Annotated in this window: 17 protein-coding genes, 1 tRNA gene and 1 pseudogene; 15 read left to right on the top strand and 4 right to left on the bottom strand. The window is 37.3% G+C overall.

Translation table 11 applies throughout. The annotated features are described in order from the left end of the window. Position 1: 1 nt before the first annotated feature. The 11 genes from AC1M9H_RS11445 (at position 2) to AC1M9H_RS11395 (ending at position 11843) form a co-directional block, all read left to right on the top strand. Positions 2-739: an SDR family NAD(P)-dependent oxidoreductase gene (locus tag AC1M9H_RS11445; RefSeq protein WP_092767689.1), complete on the top strand. Its 738-nt coding sequence runs from the start codon at positions 2-4 to the stop codon at positions 737-739. A gap of 29 nt (positions 740-768) precedes the next feature. Beyond that, positions 769-1722: a PDR/VanB family oxidoreductase gene (locus tag AC1M9H_RS11440; protein WP_481592082.1), complete on the top strand. Its 954-nt coding sequence runs from the start codon at positions 769-771 to the stop codon at positions 1720-1722. 49 nt (positions 1723-1771) lie between these two features. After that, positions 1772-2734 (top strand): p-hydroxyphenylacetate 3-hydroxylase reductase component, encoded by a 963-nt coding sequence (locus tag AC1M9H_RS11435; RefSeq protein ID WP_180028234.1) that lies wholly within the window; start codon positions 1772-1774, stop codon positions 2732-2734. A 226-nt stretch (positions 2735-2960) separates the two neighbouring features. Continuing rightward, a complete protein-coding gene (locus tag AC1M9H_RS11430) occupies positions 2961-4196 on the top strand; it encodes an OprD family outer membrane porin (protein WP_035266345.1) in 1236 nt (411 codons plus the stop codon). Between the two features lie 35 nt (positions 4197-4231). Next, positions 4232-5374 carry an ABC transporter substrate-binding protein gene (locus tag AC1M9H_RS11425; protein WP_180028233.1) on the top strand — a complete coding sequence of 381 codons (1143 nt, stop codon included), beginning with the start codon at positions 4232-4234 and terminating at the stop codon, positions 5372-5374. Positions 5375-5459: 85 nt separating this feature from the next. Next, entirely contained in the window at positions 5460-6497 is a 1038-nt protein-coding gene (locus AC1M9H_RS11420) for a branched-chain amino acid ABC transporter permease (protein ID WP_481597782.1), read from the top strand. Next, entirely contained in the window at positions 6494-8296 is a 1803-nt protein-coding gene (locus tag AC1M9H_RS11415) for a branched-chain amino acid ABC transporter ATP-binding protein/permease (RefSeq protein WP_092767697.1), read from the top strand. The genes AC1M9H_RS11420 and AC1M9H_RS11415 overlap by 4 nt, the downstream gene beginning before the upstream one ends. Continuing rightward, positions 8293-9066: an ABC transporter ATP-binding protein gene (locus AC1M9H_RS11410; RefSeq protein WP_481592085.1), complete on the top strand. Its 774-nt coding sequence runs from the start codon at positions 8293-8295 to the stop codon at positions 9064-9066. Before AC1M9H_RS11415 ends, AC1M9H_RS11410 begins: the two co-directional genes overlap by 4 nt. 38 nt (positions 9067-9104) lie before the next feature. Continuing rightward, positions 9105-10106, top strand: a complete 1002-nt coding sequence (locus AC1M9H_RS11405; RefSeq protein ID WP_481592086.1) for a ketopantoate reductase family protein — start codon at positions 9105-9107, stop codon at positions 10104-10106. Next, positions 10096-10839: a class II aldolase/adducin family protein gene (locus AC1M9H_RS11400; protein ID WP_228143120.1), complete on the top strand. Its 744-nt coding sequence runs from the start codon at positions 10096-10098 to the stop codon at positions 10837-10839. Before AC1M9H_RS11405 ends, AC1M9H_RS11400 begins: the two co-directional genes overlap by 11 nt. Before the next feature lie 17 nt (positions 10840-10856). After that, positions 10857-11843, top strand: coding sequence for a TauD/TfdA family dioxygenase (locus AC1M9H_RS11395; protein WP_481613423.1), 987 nt, complete (start codon positions 10857-10859; stop codon positions 11841-11843). Positions 11844-12299: 456 nt separating this feature from the next. Here the strand turns inward: AC1M9H_RS11395 and AC1M9H_RS11390 are convergent. After that, positions 12300-13644 (bottom strand): annotated as a pseudogene (locus AC1M9H_RS11390) (spinster family MFS transporter); the annotation flags it as partial. Positions 13645-13817: 173 nt separating this feature from the next. Here AC1M9H_RS11390 and AC1M9H_RS11385 point away from each other — a divergent pair. Further along, positions 13818-14267 carry a MarR family winged helix-turn-helix transcriptional regulator gene (locus AC1M9H_RS11385; RefSeq protein WP_481613422.1) on the top strand — a complete coding sequence of 150 codons (450 nt, stop codon included), beginning with the start codon at positions 13818-13820 and terminating at the stop codon, positions 14265-14267. A 98-nt stretch (positions 14268-14365) separates the two neighbouring features. Next, positions 14366-15442, top strand: a complete 1077-nt coding sequence (locus AC1M9H_RS11380) for a nitrilase-related carbon-nitrogen hydrolase (protein WP_481609107.1) — start codon at positions 14366-14368, stop codon at positions 15440-15442. A gap of 13 nt (positions 15443-15455) precedes the next feature. Here AC1M9H_RS11380 and AC1M9H_RS11375 read toward each other — a convergent pair whose 3' ends face one another. The 3 genes from AC1M9H_RS11375 to cysS form a co-directional block, all read right to left on the bottom strand. Beyond that, positions 15456-16148 (bottom strand): cupin domain-containing protein, encoded by a 693-nt coding sequence (locus AC1M9H_RS11375; RefSeq protein WP_481613421.1) that lies wholly within the window; start codon positions 16146-16148, stop codon positions 15456-15458. A gap of 227 nt (positions 16149-16375) precedes the next feature. Then, a tRNA-Gly gene (locus AC1M9H_RS11370) sits at positions 16376-16451 on the bottom strand. 64 nt (positions 16452-16515) lie between these two features. After that, positions 16516-17937, bottom strand: coding sequence for a cysteine--tRNA ligase (gene cysS, locus AC1M9H_RS11365; protein ID WP_481593663.1), 1422 nt, complete (start codon positions 17935-17937; stop codon positions 16516-16518). A gap of 195 nt (positions 17938-18132) precedes the next feature. On the opposite strand from cysS, the gene AC1M9H_RS11360 reads away from it, so the two are divergent. Further along, a complete protein-coding gene (locus AC1M9H_RS11360; protein WP_481613420.1) occupies positions 18133-19125 on the top strand; it encodes a KpsF/GutQ family sugar-phosphate isomerase in 993 nt (330 codons plus the stop codon). Between the two features lie 3 nt (positions 19126-19128). Continuing rightward, positions 19129-19668 carry a KdsC family phosphatase gene (locus AC1M9H_RS11355; RefSeq protein ID WP_035266365.1) on the top strand — a complete coding sequence of 180 codons (540 nt, stop codon included), beginning with the start codon at positions 19129-19131 and terminating at the stop codon, positions 19666-19668. Positions 19669-19683: the final 15 nt, after the last annotated feature.

Below are 19683 nucleotides of genomic sequence, written 5' to 3'. Positions count from 1 at the left end.
CATGTCACAAGTTGTTTTGGTTACTGGTGCTGCCTCAGGTTTAGGTAATGTGATTGCTGAATATTTTGCTGAACAAGGGCATCAAGTTATTTTAACTGCAAGTACCTTAGAAAAAGCGGAAAGTGCTAAAGCTGCGAGTCAGTATCCATCGCAAATGTATCCCTTAAAACTGGATATATCAGTAGAGCAGGACTTTAGAGAAGCAGTGAGTTGGATTGAAACTCATTTCAACAAGTTGGATGTTTTAATCAATAACGCCACAGTAACTAAAGCAACTCCTGTCCTTGAAATCACTGCGAGTGATTTTGATTGGGTGACACAAGTCAACCAACGAGGAACATTTCAGTCATGCCAAATTATTGGTCAATATATGGCATCTAAAGGATTTGGTCGAATTATCAATATGGCTTCATTGGCTGGTCAGAATGGTGGTACTGCAACGGGAGCGCATTATGCAGCTTCAAAAGGGGCAATCGTAACTTTGACTAAAATTTTTGCAAAAGAATTTGCCGCTAAAGGTGTGACGGTAAATGCCGTAGCACCAGGACCAATGGAGTCTCCAATAGTACACAGCGTTGTTTCAGATGAAAAAATGGAAGCGTTTATCAATAACATTCCTGTTAAGGCTTTAGGCAGTATGAGTTTTATCGCTGAAACTTGTGCTTTGTTAGCATCCCCACAAGCAGCTTTTGTGACAGGAGCAACATGGGATATTAACGGAGGACTATTTATGCGCTAAGCATTGGCTTAGTCATAAAGGGGAAAACTATGAACGAAAAATACTCCGTAATAGTAAATAAAAGATCAGTAGAAGCGGAAAATGTTGTTGTATTAGATTTAATTTCAGCAACTGAGTCTCCATTACCTGAAATTGAAGCTGGATCACATATCGATCTATTCCTGCCTAATGGGTTAATCCGTCAGTATTCTCTATGTCAAGATCCTAGTTTAAAAGGTGTTTTTCGATTAGGGATCTTAAAAGACGAAGCATCAAGAGGGGGATCACTGTCGGCGTTTAATGACATCTCTGAAGGGATGCAACTACAAGTCAGCCATCCTAAAAATTTGTTCCCATTGTTAGATGCATCTCACAGCGTTTTAGTTGGTGGTGGTATTGGGATTACACCGTTAATTACCATGGCTTATGATTTATTGAATAAGAATAAGTCATTTGAATTGCATTATTGTGCAGCCTCTAAACAAACCGCTGCATTTGTAGATGAAATCAAGCAAGGTCCCTTAGCGAGTTATACAACTTTCCATTTTAAAGATGATGGTGCAAATCATCGTGAATTTTTTGATCACGCAATGAAAGATATTGCCAAAGATTCACATTTATATACCTGTGGTCCTAATGGATTTATGGATTGGATTATTAATCTTGCTGAGTCTAAGGGTTTTAGTTCCGATCAATTACATAAAGAATATTTTCAGGTAGATATTGATTTAGGTGGCGCTAGTTTTGAAGTTGTTGCACAACAAAGTGGTAAAACGATTCAAGTAGCTCCAGAGGAAACTATTCTGCAAGCTTTAGCGCGAGAAGGGATTAAAGTCGAGTTATCGTGCGAACAGGGCGTTTGTGGAACGTGTATGTGTGATGTACTTGAAGGTGAACCCGATCATCGAGACGTCTACTTTACTGACGAAGAAAAAGAAAGTAATGAGCAGATTTTAGTGTGCTGTTCTCGATCAAAAACACCAAGATTAGTTTTAGATATTTAATAGTTGAATTGCCATCATGGAAGGTCATTTTGGGATTCAGGAGAAGGGAATGAATAGTTATCAAAAATCGGAAGAACAAGCTATTGATCCGATGAAATTCCGCAGAGCACTCGGTAATTTTGCAACTGGGGTTACTATTATTACAGCGCAAAATGCGCAAGGTGAAAAAGTGGGTGTAACTGCCAATAGTTTTAACTCAGTTTCATTAGACCCACCTTTAATCTTGTGGAGTATTGATAAAAAATCGACCAGTTTTGAAGTTTTTAAAAACTCTAGTCATTTTGCAGTCAATATTTTATCTGGATCACAAATCGAGGTATCGAATAAATTTGCTAAACGCAATATTGATAAATTCGAAGGAGCAAACTACCGTTTAGGTGTAGGTAATGCTCCAGTTCTGGAAAATTGCTCTGCTGTTTTTGAATGTGAATTATTTCAAATTGTAGAAGGCGGGGATCACTGGATTATTATTGGAAAGGTCGTTAATTTTCAAGATGAAGGTCGTAGTCCATTAGTATATCACCAGGGTGCGTACTCAGCAGTAACACCACACCCAATGTTAAGAATTAAAGATTCAAATCCGGTCCAAACTGATGATTTGGGTCAACTATATCAAGGTAACTTATATAATAATGTTGCCTATCTCATGAGTCGAGCATTCAAGTTTTATCAAAATGATTACATCCCAAAGCAATTAGTCACAGGTTTTAGAACGAGTGAAGCTCGAATGCTTTTAGTGCTAGGCAGTGGTGCAAGTTCATGCAAAGATGATTTGCCACGTGATATAGCAATGCCTATGCGAGAAATAGAAAGAGCAGCGGAAATCCTTAAGAAAGATGAGCTACTAGTCGAAACAGAAGAATTCTACCAATTAACGGATAAAGGTAAAAAAACCGCACATTATTTATTTGATATAGCTGATGAGCATCAAAATGAAGTATTTGCAAAATACAGTGACCAAGAAAAGAATACTTTTATCACCATTCTAAAAGATATTGCGGGTATTCATTAAATCAAATTGGGCTAAATGTTAGAACATTTGGCCTTTTTTTCAATCTATAAAGATTTAAAAGGGATTTAATTATTAATTAAGGTATATAAATATACTTAAAAGAAAATTGAATTTTCTATGGAATTGGAAAAGAATTGGGTTGAATATATGAAATTTCATATAGCTGAATAGAAAAAATTAAACAGGGTTGAGTGAGAAAATCAGTAAAAAACTAAGGGGAAGTTGAGTGAAAAAGTTACCTACATTTGCAATACTAGCAATTTGCTGTAATACAGCAGTTTATGCGGACTTGGTAAAAGATAGTCAAACGACAATAAATTTAAGAAATTTCTTTATTGATCGAAATAACACAACACAGCCTGATGTTGGTAGTTGGTCACAAGCATTAGGTCTAAAGTTTAGTTCAGGTTATACCAATACACCCGTTCAGGTGGGTTTTGACGTGACTTCAAGTTACGCACTAAGATTATCAAATCATAATGCTGAAAGGTCTGATTCGATCTTACCATTTGATCCCATAAAAAATGAGCAAGAACGTAGTTATAATAAATTTGGTGCAACCTTAAAGCTGAAATATAAAGATTCTGAGCTATTAGTTGGGGAACTTTCGCCAAGAACACCTGTTGCATTTATTGATGATTCACGTCAGTTGGTGACAACATATGCTGGTGCGGCATTTGAAACGAAAGCGATTCAAAATTTAAAATTTTCAGCTGGAAGAATCACTCATATAAACGCGCGTAATGATGATGAATTTGAAAAACTAAGCTTGTTTGCACCAGGTAAAGCAAGAATAGAAAGTAATGGTTTAAGTTATGTTGGTTTAGACTATAATTTTAGCCCTAAAATTTCAGGCTCTTACTGGTTTGGTCAGCTCGAAGATATTTATAACCAACATTATTTAAATGCAGCATATAACACTCAAATTGGCGACTCTAAAATCAAATTAGATGCACGTTATTTCCATAACAGTGAAGCTGGTGACAAATACTATGGAAACATAGATAGCAAAACATTTGGCGTTCAGGCCAACATTCAAAATGGCTCACATAGTTTTGCTGCAGGTGTTCAAAAAAATTCCGGGGATACCAATTTTCCAACATTTGATGGATTCGCTCCTCAACCTTTCCTACATACTTGGTCAACTTTAGGTTTCATCAAACCTGAAGAACTTACTTATCATGCACTTTATTCTTATGACTTTAAAAATGTTGGTTTGCCGGGTTTAAGAACGACTTTGCGTTATTTATATGGTACGAACATAGAGCGTAATGGCCTACCAGATAATAAAGAAACTGAAGCTAATTTCATTGTCGGCTACACCGTTCCAGAAGGGTCTTTTAAAGGGTTGGGTATAGAATGGAGGTATATCGACACGACTACTAAATATGGTGCAGGAACAACCAATGGTAATGATTTTGTTGAAAATCGAATCATTACTACATATAGCTATAAATTCTAATTACATAAACAGTTAATGGACAAACTGGAGATTATATGATGTTTAAAAAATTATTATTATCAACAAGCTTAATCGCAATTGCCACTTATGCTCAAGCTGATATCACGATTGGAGTTGTGACATCATCATCCGGACCTGTAGCAATGGTAGGTATACCACAAAAAAATACAGTTGCTTTATTACCTAAAAAAATTGGTAATGAGAATGTTCGATATATTTCTCTTGATGATGCGAGTGATCCTACAGCATCTGTCAAAGCTGTCGAGAAACTAATTAAAGAAAACAAAGTTGATGCAATCATTGGTCCTTCTGGTTCACCAAATGCTTCTGCTGTGATTGGGACGATTGCTAAAGCGAAAGTACCTCTTCTTGCACCGGTTGGAACTTCTACGATAGTCATGCCAATGACGGATCAAAAAAAATGGGTGTTTAAGACCACTCAGAATGATGAAATCATCGCAGAAGCGCTTGTGCAAGATATGGTGAAGCGAAAAATTACAACTCTAGGATTTATCGGTACTGCTGATCCGTACGGAGAAAACTGGGGAAAAGTCTTAGCGAATTTAGCAAAGAAAAATGGGATTAAAATCGTTGCTCAAGAATCATTTCAACGTCAAGACACCTCTCTAACTGGTCAAGCGTTAAAACTCATAAGTAAAAAACCACAGGCAATTCTAGTTGCAGCACCAGGCAGTTCAGCAGTGCCCCCACAAACTGCTTTATATGATCGAGGCTATCGAGGGCAAATTTATCAAACGCATGGTGCGGCTTTAGATCAATATTTAAAAATGGGTGGCAAGAAAGTAGAAAATACGATTTTAGCTGCCAGTTTAATGCTTGTTTTAAATGAAGTATCTAATACACATCCTTCTAAGAAAATTGCTACTAAATATATCAATGATTATAAAGCAAAATATAAACAAACACCTGCAACCTTCGGGGCAAATGTGTATGACGCAGGTATTTTGCTTGAAAAAGCTGTACCGACTGCTTTGAAAAAAGCAAAGCCTGGCACCGTGCAATTCCGTGAAGCTCTACGTGATGCATTGGAATCTACAAAAGAAGTCGCAGGAACTCAAGGCGTGTATAACATGAGCCCATCTGATCATAGTGGATTTGACAAGCGTGGGCGTGAAATGATCATTGTTAAAAATGGTCAGTGGAAACTACTGAAGTAAATTTAGCTTTTCATAAATGAACTCAGAGCGATATGCATATATCGCTCTAGGTAAATTCATCCTCAAAAAAGGGTAGGAAGATGTTATGGATTTAAATATCGCGTTAATTTTGGGGCAGGATGGTATTACCAGTGGTGCTATTTATGCATTATTAGCGCTTTGTATCATTTTAGTTTTTACTGTCACTCGGATATTACTTATTCCATTGGGTGAATTTGCTGTGTTTGGTGCATTGACTTTGGCATCCATTCAAGCAGGTATTCCAAGCTTAATAGTTTGGCTGGTCGTTGCGTTTTTTATTGTCAATACAAGTCTGGATTTATACGCTAAATTTTTTAAAAATCAAATATTTAATATCAAAATTTTTATTGCATCAATAATTTATATTTCTTTGATCGTTATCGCGATGTACACACTACCTTTAGCGACGCTTCCAATGCCAATTCAAGTTTTATTGACTTTGGCTGTGATTACACCGCTTGGTCCTCAAATGTATCGCACTTTTTTTCAACCTTTAGTGGCAGCCAAACCTTTAGTCTTATTGATAGTGTCGATAGCGGTTCATGTGGCATTAGTCGGTTTAGGACTCGTGATATTCGGTCCAAATGGTGCTCAAACACAACCGTTTAGTGACAAAAGCTTTGAGATTGGAACTCTTGTTTTAAGTAGTCAAACTTTGATCATTATCGCTTCATTCTTTGTGATGATTTTAGTGCTTTGGTATTTCTTTGAAAAAACACTCTATGGCAAGGCTTTGCATGCAACCGCTGTCAATCGAATCGGTGCACAGCTCATGGGTATTTCTCCAATCTTTGCGGGCAAACTGACTTTTGTTTTAGCTACATTTATCGGAACCTTATCAGGCATTTTAATTGCACCGATCACAACCCTGTATTACGACTCAGGATTTATTTTAAGTCTGAAGGGATTTGTAGGGGCAATCATTGGAGGACTAATCAGCTTCCCAGTCGCAGCAATTGGTGCCGTGATTGTTGGTGTTATTGAGTCTTTCTCCATGTTTTGGGCAAGTGATTACAAAGAAATCATCGTCTTTACATTAATTATTCCTTTCTTACTTTGGAAATCACTCACAACTCGTCATGTTGAGGAGGATGAAGAATGAAATCAAAAACTTATTTCTTTATATTTGCGCTAATTGTATTCATCAGCCCATTTTTTTTACCGACCTATCAAGTCACGTTATTGAACTATATTGGTCTAAATGCATTAGTCGTGTTAGGTCTTGTATTGGTGACAGGCGTTGGAGGCATGACTACATTTGGTCAAGCAGCCTTAGTTGGAATTGGCGCATACGCAACTGCTTACTTAACTGTGACTGAACAATTACCAAGTTTCCTCGCATGGACAGGTGGTAATCCTTGGTTTGGACTTCTGCTCGGAATAGTCATTACAGTCGCATCTGCGATTTTGGTGGGTGGCTTAACACTTAAACTTTCAGGGCATTATCTGCCTTTAGGTACGATCGCTTGGGGCATTTCACTTTATTATTTCTTTTCGACCATTGAAACTTTAGGTGGGCATTCTGGAATTTCGAATATTCCATCTATTTCTATCGCAGGATTTGCCTTTGATAACGGCAACAAAATGTTCTACCTCATTTGGCTCATTGTATTTATTGCCATTATTTTGACAAAAAATCTTTTAAATTCTCGAGAGGGGCGAGCAATCCGTGCTTTGAAAGGCGGACAAGTAATGGCTGAGTCTATGGGAGTAAATACGTTTAGAGCAAAAATGATCATCTTTGTGATTGCTGCAATTTTTGCATCAATTTCAGGGTGGCTTTATGCACACACGCAAACTTTTATTAACCCGACACCTTTTGGACTCCAAATGGGTATCGACTACTTGTTTATGGCGTTGTTAGGCGGTGTCGGTAGTATTTGGGGTGCAATATTAGGTGCAGGCATATTCACCATGGTACGCCAATGGTTGCAAGACGCTTTGCCTATTATTTTTGGCGGACAAGGTCATTATGAAACAATCGTATTTGGATTAATCATTGTTGTATTGATGCAAAAAGCACCATCAGGGATTTGGTCATTTATTACTAAGTTGATCCCAAATAAATATAAGCCTGTAGATTTATATCCTTCAATCCACCCCATTCCTCAAATGGACAAAGTAGAAAATCAAATCAACAAGGGTGAATTGATATTAGATGCGAAGAACATCACGAAAAAATTTGGTGGCTTGGTTGCGAACAATGAAATGAATCTGAAAATTCACGCTGGAGAGGTTCTCGCTTTAATTGGTCCGAATGGTGCTGGTAAAAGTACCATGTTCAATCAAATATCAGGTGTAGATGTTCCAACAAGTGGTGAAGTTTTATTTAAAGGTAAAAAAATAAATGGCATACCATCCAGAGAAATTGCCAAATTAGGATTAAGTCGCACATTCCAACACGTAAAAATATTGCCTGAAATGACTGTATTAGAAAATACAGCCATAGGTGCACATTTGCGCGGAGAAAAAAGTGTCATCTCATCCATGTTACTTCTTGATCGAGTTGAAGAAAATGAACTTCTCAATGAGGCTAAATATCAACTAGAACGTGTAGGGCTTGGAGAATATTTGTATGTCGAAGCTGGCAGTTTAGCACTCGGGCAGCAACGTATTTTAGAAATTGCACGTGCTTTATGTGCGAACCCAAGCTTATTACTACTTGATGAGCCCGCAGCAGGATTAAGATTTAAAGAGAAACAAGCCTTAGCTGAACTTCTATCTAAATTACGTGCTGAAGGTATGGCAATTCTCTTGGTCGAGCATGATATGGACTTTGTCATGAATCTCGCAGACCGAATTGTGGTCATGGAGTTCGGTCAAAAAATTGCTGAAGGATTACCAGAAGAAATTCAAAAAAATGAAGCTGTATTGGAAGCTTATTTAGGAGGTGCTGCATGATCACAATGCTTGGAAATCAAGAGGGCACGCCTCTGCTAGAAGTAAATAATTTGAGTGTTGCTTACGGAAAAGTCGAAGCGCTTTCAAATTTTAATATGCGTGTTAATCAAGGCCAAATTGTTTCTGTTGTTGGTCCAAATGGTGCGGGTAAAACAACTTTATTGTCTGCAATTATGGGGGTGCTGGGTTCTAAAGGACACGTCGATTTCGATGGACATGTGGAGCAATGTCCACAGGTTGAGCAAATGGTCATTCGTGGGCTTGGATTAGTGCCTGAAAAACGAGAGTTATTTGGAACAATGTCTATTGAAGACAATCTTATGCTTGGCGCTTTTCAACGCTATCGCCAAAGAGACAAAGAGATTTTGAGCACTTTAGATGAAGTGTATGACATTTTTCCTCGTTTGAAAGAAAGACGATCACAGCAAGCAGGAACACTTTCTGGTGGTGAACGACAAATGCTTGCAGTGGGTCGTGCACTCATGGCTAAACCTAAATTGTTGATGCTAGACGAGCCGAGTTTGGGATTAGCGCCACTCATCACCCGAGAAATTTTTAAGGTGATTGACCAATTAAGAGGACATGGCGTGTCTATCTTGTTAGTTGAGCAGAATGCTAGAGCTGCTTTAAAACTTGCAGATTATGCTTATGTCTTAGAAATGGGAGAGCTTTCAATGGAAGGAAGGGGCTCTGATTTAGTTGAAGATCCAAGAATCATCGAAAGTTACTTAGGAATTAATAGTAAGCATCAAGACGTATTAGCTATTTAGAACATAACTACTCATACGCTTTTCAGGGATTTGAATGGATGTCAAAAAAAATTTTGGTATATGGTGCTGGAGCCATAGGCTGTGTAGTTGCTGCTAGATTAACGCTAGCAGGACACCAAGTCACTGTTCTCGCGCGAGGGGAAAAAGTCGAAACGCTAAAGCAAAAAGGGATTCACTTAAAAGATGTACTGGGTGAATTCCAAGTACATCCATCTCGAATTGTGGATACAGAAGAATGCATTGAAAAACAAGATTTTATCTTTATAGCAACGAAGTTTAACGCTTTATATGAAATTTCAACTCAGCTGAAGCGTTATATGCATAACGCGACAGTCATTGTCCCGTTAATGAATGGAATACCCTTTTGGTATTTTTACGGTTTAGAGAATAACTCTAAAAATTCAAGGATAAATTGTTTAGATCAACAGGGCGTTTTAAATGACCATTTTCCATTAGAACATTTAATTGGCGCTGTTGTATTTATTACAGCGCAAAGTGTCAATGAAAATGAGGTCAAATCAGACAATCCGTATTTGTTGATCTTTGGTGAGCCGAGTCATCAAATGACTGAACGATTAGATGCGCTTGTTGAATTGTTTGAAAATACAAGTATTGAAGCACGACCCGTAGAAAACATCCGAGATCAAATTTGGACCAAGGTTATGGCTAACTTGAGCTCCAATCCATTATCGGTTGTGGCTGATGCTCCGCTAAGTAAAATTTATGCTGATCAAAATTTAATTCGAATTACTCAACAAATTTTATATGAAGTTCGAGCTGTTGCGGCTTGCTATGGCGCTCGTATCAATATCGACCCAAACACATTTTTAAAGTTAGGTTCAGAGATGGGGGAAACATATACATCAATGTGGCATGACTACAAAAATCGTCGCCCTTTAGAGTTAGCACCCATAGCAGAAGCTGTATTTGAATTGGCAGATGCTTATGAATGTCCGATGCCGACATCCAAACTTATATATGAATTAACGGTCTATTTAAGCGAACAAGCCAGAACAAGGAATAATGAAGATGAAAAATAATGTATTGAATGTCTCTGAAGCTGAATGGGCGCTCAGAGTTAAATTAGCGAATTGTTATCACCTTATTGATTATTTTGGTTGGACGGAAACAATTTTTAATCATGTCTCAGCGCGCTTACCAGGAGCTGAACACTATTATTTAGTAAATCCTTTCGGCTTGAACTATACGGAAATCACACCCGAAAATTTATTAAAAGTAGATTTAAACGGTAATAAAGTGATTCATTCTGAATATGATGCCAATCCTGCAGGATTTGCTTTACATAGTGCTGTTCATGGTGCTCGTGATGATATTCGATGTTTAATACATACACATACCACACCAATCAGTGCTATTGCACAAAAGAAAGATGGCTTTAAAAATGACAATTTTTATGGTGCGCAGTTATATGGGCGGGTAGGTTATCACGCCTTTGAAGGCATTACTCTATTCGAAGAAGAAAAACAAAGAATGATCAAAAGTTTAGGTGATCATCACATTCTGGTACTTAGAAATCATGGTGTAGCTGTGGGAGAGAGTACGATTGAAAAAGCTTTTTTCCTACTCTGGACAGTTCAACGAGCCGCAGAAATACAATGCCAAGCGGATTCAATGCGTGGTGACGATGTTGAATTAGATCATATCGTAAAACAGAAGTGTGCAGACTTAACTCAAATGTTAATTCAAGAAAGTGCTTTCGCAGATAAATTTTTTAATGCAATGGTTCGAAAAATGCAGGAAAACAAACACTAGTTCAGGGATAGATTGCGATGAATACGATATTAAAAGAGAAAATCAGTCATAAGTCGGCATGGGTGGGCAAAGACCTAAAAAATCAGACAGATTGGACTTATTATTTAAGCGAAGAAATGCTTCATGAATTAAGCCAAAATTTGCAATTGATAGAACAACAAGATCTAGAAATTGATCAATTGAATAACACGCATTTAACGATTAATAATCCACAAGTTTTATCTGAATTTAAAAAATATGCCGATGAGCTTGAGAATGGATATGGTTTCTTTCTATTAAAAGGTTTGGATGTCTCTAAATTTAGTGAACGCCAATTGGCGATTATTTACTATTTAATAGGCATGTATATGGGTCAACCCGTTACCCAAAATCCTAAAGGCGATTTATTGGGTAAAGTAGAAAACGTTGGTGATCTTAACAACAAATCAACGCGAGTTTATGAAACAAACGCATATCTCCCTTACCACACTGACTTATCTGACGTAGTTGGATTGCTATCAATTAGAAAAGCAAAGAGTGGAGGATTGAGTAGTCTCGTCAGTGCTGCCACAGTCTACAATAGAATTTTAGAAAATTATCCTGAATATCTTGGTTATTATTATCATCCAACATATTGTGATCATTTGGGAGATCTAGAACCTACCTTGACACCAATTTTTAGTTATTATGAAAACAAATTAAGCTGTCGCTATTTAAGAGCTTATATTGAGCTTGGGCATGAGCGAAAAGGAATACCTTTATCCAAAGTTCAAGTCGATGCACTTGATATTTTCGATCAGTACATACAAGATCCTGATCTCAGACTAGATATGATGCTTGAACCGGGTGATATGCAGTTCTGTAATAACTATTGTGTAATGCATTCACGATCATCATTTATAGATGATGAAGACATCTCAAAGCGAAGAAAATTATTAAGATTATGGTTAAAAATGCCTAATGCTCGATCTTTAGCAAAGGATTTCCCAGGTAGAAATGGTATTCAAAAATTAAATCTTTCATAAAAAATGCTCAATATTTGACTATAACCTGACTCGGCCTTTTAAGGTCGAGTCTTTTTTTGCAATTACTCAAAGGTTTTAAGACGTGTCTGATTTAGAGCTGAGTATAAAAATAATTACAGTCTAATTCGATTGATCACCTAAACAATATTCTTTTTTTGTTAGCGCTATATGGTTCGGCATCATATCTTCAAACAATAATCACAATTTGAATGAGTTAAGTTAAATCAGCTTCTGGAAGTGAATTTTCCTTATTCAGCAGTCCTGAACGCATTTTAGTAAATTTGAGAGTGATTTCTATTCAAGTTGTTGAGGGAGAATAATCTGCTCTTCAAACGAAAAATGTTGAAAGCCTAGACCTAACAGGGGATACGTCGTTAATCTTTATTTAATCGGGCATCGTACATGGGTCATCATCATAATGCGGCTTTGGCTTGCAAGAAGTAGACGTTGATTATTTTTTTCTACATCTAGACTTTTCACAAAATGTTTACATCCTGTTTTGAGTAAAATAATAGTCAATAACGCTGAGAAACCACCTACGATTGAAATTGAATAACCCACCATGTTGGTATCCCCGAATACTTTATCGGTAATTAATGCGACTAAAGTTGCTCCAATACCTAAACCAATTAAGCTACTGATTAACAAGAAAATTGCAGAAATTTGAGCTCGTAATTGATTTGGAGCTAAAATTTGCATAGCTGCTGTTGAGGTTGGCATTGGGAAAGATGCAAAGAACATAGCCACTGTAAAAATAGCAACAGATAACCACAGTGAGTCTACTAATGTATAGCTAATAATCGGTAAGATAATTCCTAAACCACCTAAATAACCAGTATACATTGCAGCATCACGTCGACATTTACTTGTCAGATTAGTTAGTTAACCAGCCTACAAAGAAAACGCCAGATGTGTTTGCGATAGGTAGAATCATTCCTAATATATAACCTGTTTCAACAGGACTTAGACCAAAGTTACGCATATAAAATGCAGGTGACCAGCTCATGACACAAAACAATGCCATTGCATAGAATGTGAAGCCCATGTAGTGACAAGTAAATGTCTTAATATGCTTTTTTAAGAATTTAAACGAATCCGTAAATTTAACTTTTACGACATTACCTGAGGCATCGAGTTTCTGTCCTGTTCGTTGCGGATTTCTTACTGTTAAAATAAATAAAAGACCAATAAAAACGCCTGGCAATCCAACAAGAATAAAGGCAACTTGCCAAGCCTTTATCATGCCGAGTAGAGGAACATCAATAAACGTTGCATCTTTTAATAAGCTGATCACATAGCCGCCAACGAGAAAAGCCATCCCTCCACCGATAAAAGAACCAATGGAGTAAATATCAACGGCTTTACCTAATTTGTCTTTACTGAACATATCACTAAACATGGAATATGCTGCGGGTGATAATGCTGCTTCACCAATGCCAATCCCCATTCTTGAAAGAAAAAGTTGAATGAAGTTTTTACTTAGACCACAAGCCGCTGTTGCTAAGCTCCAAAAAATAATGCCAATTGCAATAATTTTTGGTCGGGAAAATCGGTCTGCTAAATAAGCGATTGGCAATCCCATAAATGCGTAAAATAGGGAAAAAGCTAAACCGTGCAATAGACTAAACTGAGTATCAGTTAAATTTAAATCTGCTTTGATGGGTTCAATCATCAAGACTAAAATTTGTCGATCAATATAAGAAAATATATAAGCCAACATACATAGTGTGACTACGTACCAAGCGTATCTCGTATTTTTTTTGACCGAAGCGGGTTCTTCAGCATTTAGAGTATTCTGCATTTTTGTGTCCTATATCCTTAAGGGTTTGATTTTTATTCCATTATTTTTGTAGTTGAACTGTGACTGGGTATTCAAATTTAAGCAGCATTAGTCATATATAATGCAAAGTTAAACTCAAATACTTTTTATCAGTATGCTGATAATATTTATGATTTTATAAAAGGGCAATAGGTATGTTTAAAAAAAATACGAATTCACCTGAAATATTTGATAATGAATCGGGTTACCTTGGATTTTTATTAAGAAAGACATCCCATGTATATCGTTTAAAAATGGAGCGTGTACTTGTTGAATATTCAATCACTCCACCACAGTTCACAATTTTGAAAATTATTTTGACTTACCCAGGTTTCACAAATGCGGAAATAGCACGTTTTGCTTCATTAACACCACAAACAGTAAATTTGATGATCTCAAAATTAGAAAAACAAAATATTCTCTACAAAACTTCTCATTCTACGAATAAGAAAATTCAATTAATTGAGATATCAGATTTAGGGAAAAAACTTATGGAAGATTGTGGTGATGCTATTGATCGTTTAGAAGATTCTTTAGTCGATGGTTTTAGTGAAAGTGAAATAAGAATCGTCAGGAAATGGATGAAAAAAATTAATGAAGAATAATTTTCTAAATTTTTTGGTTTTTGAACTTGCATAATTATCAGCACACTGATAATTTTTAAGTACATTAAAAAAACTGAATGGATTTAGAGGAAAACAAAATGATCAAACCTTATGGTGTAGTAGGATTAGTTCCAACAATATGGGGCACAAGTTGTAGAGCAGATATTATGAAAAATATCTCTCATTTAGAGGAACTTACATCCGGTGCATTATGGTTGAGTTCTTTAGATATTCCAGTAAGACTGTTGGTTCTCCCAGAGGGAGCATTACAGGGCTTCAACGATGAAGCACTCGATGTTGATATTCAAGAATTCTTAGATGATGGTGCGATCGATATACCAGGCCCTGAAACAGATCGTTTAGGTAAGTTAGCTAAAAAACATAATGTTTTTATCATGGCGCAAGCCAAAGCTAAAAATGAGGATTGGCCAGGCATTATGTTTAATGTCGGGTTTATTATAAATCCTCAAGGCGAAATTATTTTAAAACACCACAAAATGTCTGCTTTATTGCCATGCGAGCGTTCAGCATCACCTCATGATTTGTATGATGAGTGGGTAAAAAAATATGGCGAAGAGCTTCAATCATTTTGGCCAGTAGTTGATACGGAAATTGGTCGATTGGGCATAATGATGGCAATGGAAGGTAATTTTCCAGAAAATGGTCGAGGCCTAGCGATGAATGGTGCTGAAGTCGTCTATCGTGCATCTTTACCAGCTTCATTTACTGAAAATGATGTATTTGAAATCTCCAATCGTGCTCGTGCTTTAGAAAATAATATGTACGTAGTAGCACCTAATATTGGGGGGATGTATCTTGATGAAAATACATTAGCACCGATCGATTGTGGTGGTGGTCTTTCTATGATTGTGGACCATAAAGGTAAAATAGTGGGTAAACAGCATGATACCAATGGATCTACCTATGTGACTGGTGTAGTTGATATAGAGGCACTTCGTTATCATCGTACACACGCTCAGGTGACCAATTGGATGAAAGATATACGTGCAGAATGCGCACAATTAATTTATAAAAATAATATATATCCTAAAAATTTGTATTTGCAGCAAAAACAGGGACATCACGACGAATATAAAGCGGAAGTGATTGATAAGCAAATTCAGAAGCTTATTGATATGGGTGTCTGGAAAAAAAGCGCATATGATGAATCTTAATCAATGCACTAGCTTAAAAACCCAATAATGTATTGGGTTTTTTTGGGTATATATTTTTTAAATGATCTTTTTTTACATAAATCAAAGCGCCAGAAGCACCTGCTTTGAATTCAATACGATGTTGAGTCGGAAACCTCATCCACGAACCAGCTGAATAATTTCGTTCATTCATCACCAATTCACCTTCGATAATGAAAATTTCAATACCGTTATGATGTGTTGATTCTAAAACCTGTTGGCTTTCGAGTTTTTCGAGAAAGGTGTCTTCATACTCAGATTGAAATAGTTGGCAAATCTTTCTGTTGTTAAAATAGGTCCAGTTTCGCTCGTCACGAGTATCAATTCGTGTAGCTAATTTTTCTTCTTCAGACATTTGCATGAGTTTCACCAAGATCAGACATCCATCTAAGCTCGAGACAATATGTTTAGAAAGGTGAGGATTTCGCATATACCATCCAGATGGATAGTGCTGATGATCATCTTCAGTAAAAGTCCCGTTTAACACTAGAACTTCTTCACCGAAGGGGTGTTGATGCTCTGGGAACTGAGAATTTGAAGGGAACTCAACTAGGCTGGTTGCTCTTGCTTGTTCTAAGCCAACACGATCAAACATCATTCGTTTAACTTCGCCTCTTGGGGATTGAATCCATTGATAATCCTCTGGAGTAATTATTACAGGTTGAGAGAAGTCAGCATTTAATCTCATGCTTTTAGCCTAAAAAAGAGCATTAAAGTAATTAATATTATCAAAAAAAGCGTGAATTTAAGATGAAAACCTGTTCAAGTTCGAGAGTGATTGGGTGTGGAGCAACTTTGACTTTGGTCGGCTAGCTTCTCTTTTCTCTTTCGAATAATTTAATCTAGGTCGACTTTATTTGAGAATCTAAGTCAATAAAAAAAGCCTCAATCTTTCGACTGAAGCTTTTAAAATTTTGGAGCGGGAAACGAGACTCGAACTCGCGACCCCAACCTTGGCAAGGTTGTGCTCTACCAACTGAGCTATTCCCGCAATATGGTGTGAATTATAGTGATTTTGCACACCCTGTCAACACTTCCAAAACTTAATTGATGAATTAATCAGCACGTCGCCATAAAGTTCCTTGACGCGTATCTTCAAGTACAATGCCTTGATCAAGAAGATTTTGGCGAATCTCATCTGCACGTGCAAAGTTTTTCTCTTTTTTGGCATCTTTGCGTTGTTGAATGAGATCTTCAATTTCATCATTACTCAAAGATGAGCTTTCTTGACCAATATCTGATTTTAGGAATTCATCAACATTATGTTGAACAAGACCTAAGATATTGGTCAGATGGCGCAAGGTGGCATAATATATGGCCGCCTGTTCAGCAAGTTCGTCTTTTACGGCACGATTTAATTCTTTATTGATTTCAAAAAGTACGGCAATCGCTTCTGATGTGTTGAAATCATCCCGCATTGCTGCATTAAACTTTTCAACGAGTGCTTCATCGTATTGCGAATTAATTTCGGCACCATATATCTGTTGATATGCTTTAAATGAATGATAAAAACGACTTAATGTGTTTTTAGCTTCTTTAAGCGCAGTATCAGAAAAATTCACAGGGCTACGATAGTGTGATGAAACGATAAAGTAACGAATAACTTCAGGATGGAATTTTTCCATGACATCGCGAATCGTGAAAAAATTGCCTAAAGATTTAGACATTTTTTCACCATCGACATTGATAAAGCCTACGTGCATCCAATAGTTTACATATTGTTCGCCAGTTGCAGCTTCACTTTGTGCGATTTCATTTTCGTGATGGGGGAAGGTTAAGTCAGACCCACCACCATGAATATCAAAATGATTACCAAGGCAACATGTAGACATTGCTGAACATTCGATATGCCAACCTGGACGACCATTCCCCCAAGGAGATTTCCAAGAAGGTTCATTTTCTTTTGCATGCTTCCATAGCACAAAATCGAAAGGATGTTTCTTTTCAACTTCAACATCGACTCGTTCGGAAGCACCTGCTTGCATGTCTTCGAGTTTACGACCAGATAGACGCCCGTATTTTTTAAATTTTTCAACTTCGAAGTACACATCACCGTTTGACGCAGGATATGCAGTGCCATTATTGACCAAAGTACCAATCATATTTTGCATTTGATCGATGTACTCTGTCGCACGAGGTGCTTCATCAGGTGCCAAGCATCCTAAATTGGCAGCATCTTCATTCATTGCCTGAATAAAGCGATCAGTGAGTGCTGTAATGCTTTCACCATTTTCATTTGCACGTGCAATGATTTTGTCATCAATGTCAGTAATATTGCGAATATATTTAACTTTCCAACCTTGGCTACGAAGAAAACGAATAATATAGTCAAATGCAACCATAACCCGAGCATGACCGATATGACAGTAGTCGTAAACTGTCATCCCACAGACATACATATCAATATGTCCTTCTTTGCGTGGTACAAACTCAACTTTTTTTCGTTGCTCTGAGTTATATAGAACAAATGGTTGCATAGGTCTTCAAAAAGCTAAAAAAATGGTGGTTCATCTTAACCTAAGGCTTATCTTTCACAAAGTTTTATGCGTAAAAAATCTATGCAAATGAAATTTATACATTTAAGAAAAAGATACTTGCATGCTTATGTTAATATATGAAGAATAATTTAATGATTGAAATTGTGGCTGAATCCAGCCTCAAGGTGCCCAGATTTGAATTCTGAAAATACTACATATCCAATTGATTTTCAAAAGGTTGCAAAACAAACCTTGGAGATTGAACGTCAAGCTTTATCGGTACTATCTCATCAGATTGATGATCGCTTTTCCCAAGCATGTCAAATTATCCTACGGTGCCAAGGTCGTTTAGTGGTCACTGGTATGGGGAAATCTGGTCATATCGGTCGAAAAATGGCTGCAACATTTGCATCAACAGGAACTCCGTCTTTCTTTATGCATCCAGGTGAAGCTGGTCATGGTGATCTCGGGATGTTAGTCCGTGGAGATGTGCTGATCGCGATTTCGAACTCTGGTAAAAGTGATGAAATCATGATGTTAATGCCACTCATCAAACATTTGGGTGTGCCATTGATAACAATTTCAGGTGATGACCGTGGACCAATGCCACAGAACGCTGATGTTGCGCTTACACTTGGTCATATTCAAGAGGCATGCCCATTAGGTTTGGCACCAACTTCAAGCACGACAGCGACTTTAGCTTTAGGTGATGCTTTGGCTGTTGCTTTACTTGAAGCGCGTGGATTTACTGCAAATGATTTTGCCATGTCACATCCAGCTGGTGCACTCGGTAAGCGATTACTGTTGCATGTTAAACATCTGATGCACGTGGGTGACTCTCTACCAAAAGTTTCACCAGATACACCAATGAATAAAGTTTTATACGAAATATCAAACAAACGTCTCGGATTAACCACAATTGTGGATGAAAATGATGTTCTGTTAGGTATATTTACGGATGGTGACTTACGACGTCTCATTGATAAGCAACAAGGTTTTGATGTTAATCTTGCTGTATCAAAGGTTATGATTGAAAATCCTCAAACCATTTCACAAGAAGCAAGAGCGGTTGAAGCGCTAGAGCAAATGAATGCTAAAAAAATCAATCAATTTGTAGTAGTCAATGATGCCAAACAAGTGATTGGTGTGATTAGCATGCACGATTTAATTCAAGCTGGGGTAAATTAATTCATGGCATCTTATGTATTGTTAGAACAAGCACGACATATCGAAGCGTTGGTTTTGGATGTGGATGGTATTCTAAGTGATGGTTTTGTAACGTTGACGAACTCAGGTGATGAAATTAAGTCATTTGATATTCGTGATGGACTTGGGATGAAACTTGTTCAGCAAGCTGGAATTAAAGTTGTCATTATTACCGGTCGCCAAAGCAATATTGTGACAAAGCGTATGAATGATCTAGGTGTAGACTTAGTTTATCAGGGGCGTGAAGACAAAGGGACTGCCTTACAGCAAGCTTGTACGCAACTGGGTTTAAAACCAGAAGATTGCTTGTATATGGGGGATGATTGGCCAGATTTATCAGCTTTTGCGATTGCGGGAATGAAAGTAACAGTGCCAAATGGTCATGTTGAAGTTCGTCGTCGTGCAGACCTTGTAACCCAAGCTTATGGTGGTCGTGGCGCTGTGCGTGAAATTTGTGACATGTTATTGTTGTCAAAAGGGGTTTACCATGAACTTCTTGAAAAATATTTGGCTGTAACGCACTAATACGCAGTTGATATG

Source organism: Acinetobacter sp. ANC_7512 (assembly GCF_056779935.1).
This window is presented reverse-complemented; position numbering and strand designations above follow the sequence as displayed.

Coding starts and splice junctions, on each gene's coding strand:
- AC1M9H_RS11375 (WP_481613421.1), bottom strand. CDS start 16,148: ATGAGATTAAATGCTGACTTCTCTCAACCTGTAATAATTACTCCAGAG.
- AC1M9H_RS11395 (WP_481613423.1), top strand. CDS start 10,857: ATGAATACGATATTAAAAGAGAAAATCAGTCATAAGTCGGCATGGGTG.
- AC1M9H_RS11445 (WP_092767689.1), top strand. CDS start 2: ATGTCACAAGTTGTTTTGGTTACTGGTGCTGCCTCAGGTTTAGGTAAT.
- AC1M9H_RS11380 (WP_481609107.1), top strand. CDS start 14,366: ATGATCAAACCTTATGGTGTAGTAGGATTAGTTCCAACAATATGGGGC.
- cysS (WP_481593663.1), bottom strand. CDS start 17,937: ATGCAACCATTTGTTCTATATAACTCAGAGCAACGAAAAAAAGTTGAG.
- AC1M9H_RS11425 (WP_180028233.1), top strand. CDS start 4,232: ATGATGTTTAAAAAATTATTATTATCAACAAGCTTAATCGCAATTGCC.
- AC1M9H_RS11385 (WP_481613422.1), top strand. CDS start 13,818: ATGTTTAAAAAAAATACGAATTCACCTGAAATATTTGATAATGAATCG.
- AC1M9H_RS11415 (WP_092767697.1), top strand. CDS start 6,494: ATGAAATCAAAAACTTATTTCTTTATATTTGCGCTAATTGTATTCATC.
- AC1M9H_RS11440 (WP_481592082.1), top strand. CDS start 769: ATGAACGAAAAATACTCCGTAATAGTAAATAAAAGATCAGTAGAAGCG.
- AC1M9H_RS11420 (WP_481597782.1), top strand. CDS start 5,460: ATGGATTTAAATATCGCGTTAATTTTGGGGCAGGATGGTATTACCAGT.
- AC1M9H_RS11435 (WP_180028234.1), top strand. CDS start 1,772: ATGAATAGTTATCAAAAATCGGAAGAACAAGCTATTGATCCGATGAAA.
- AC1M9H_RS11355 (WP_035266365.1), top strand. CDS start 19,129: ATGGCATCTTATGTATTGTTAGAACAAGCACGACATATCGAAGCGTTG.
- AC1M9H_RS11405 (WP_481592086.1), top strand. CDS start 9,105: ATGTCAAAAAAAATTTTGGTATATGGTGCTGGAGCCATAGGCTGTGTA.
- AC1M9H_RS11400 (WP_228143120.1), top strand. CDS start 10,096: ATGAAAAATAATGTATTGAATGTCTCTGAAGCTGAATGGGCGCTCAGA.
- AC1M9H_RS11410 (WP_481592085.1), top strand. CDS start 8,293: ATGATCACAATGCTTGGAAATCAAGAGGGCACGCCTCTGCTAGAAGTA.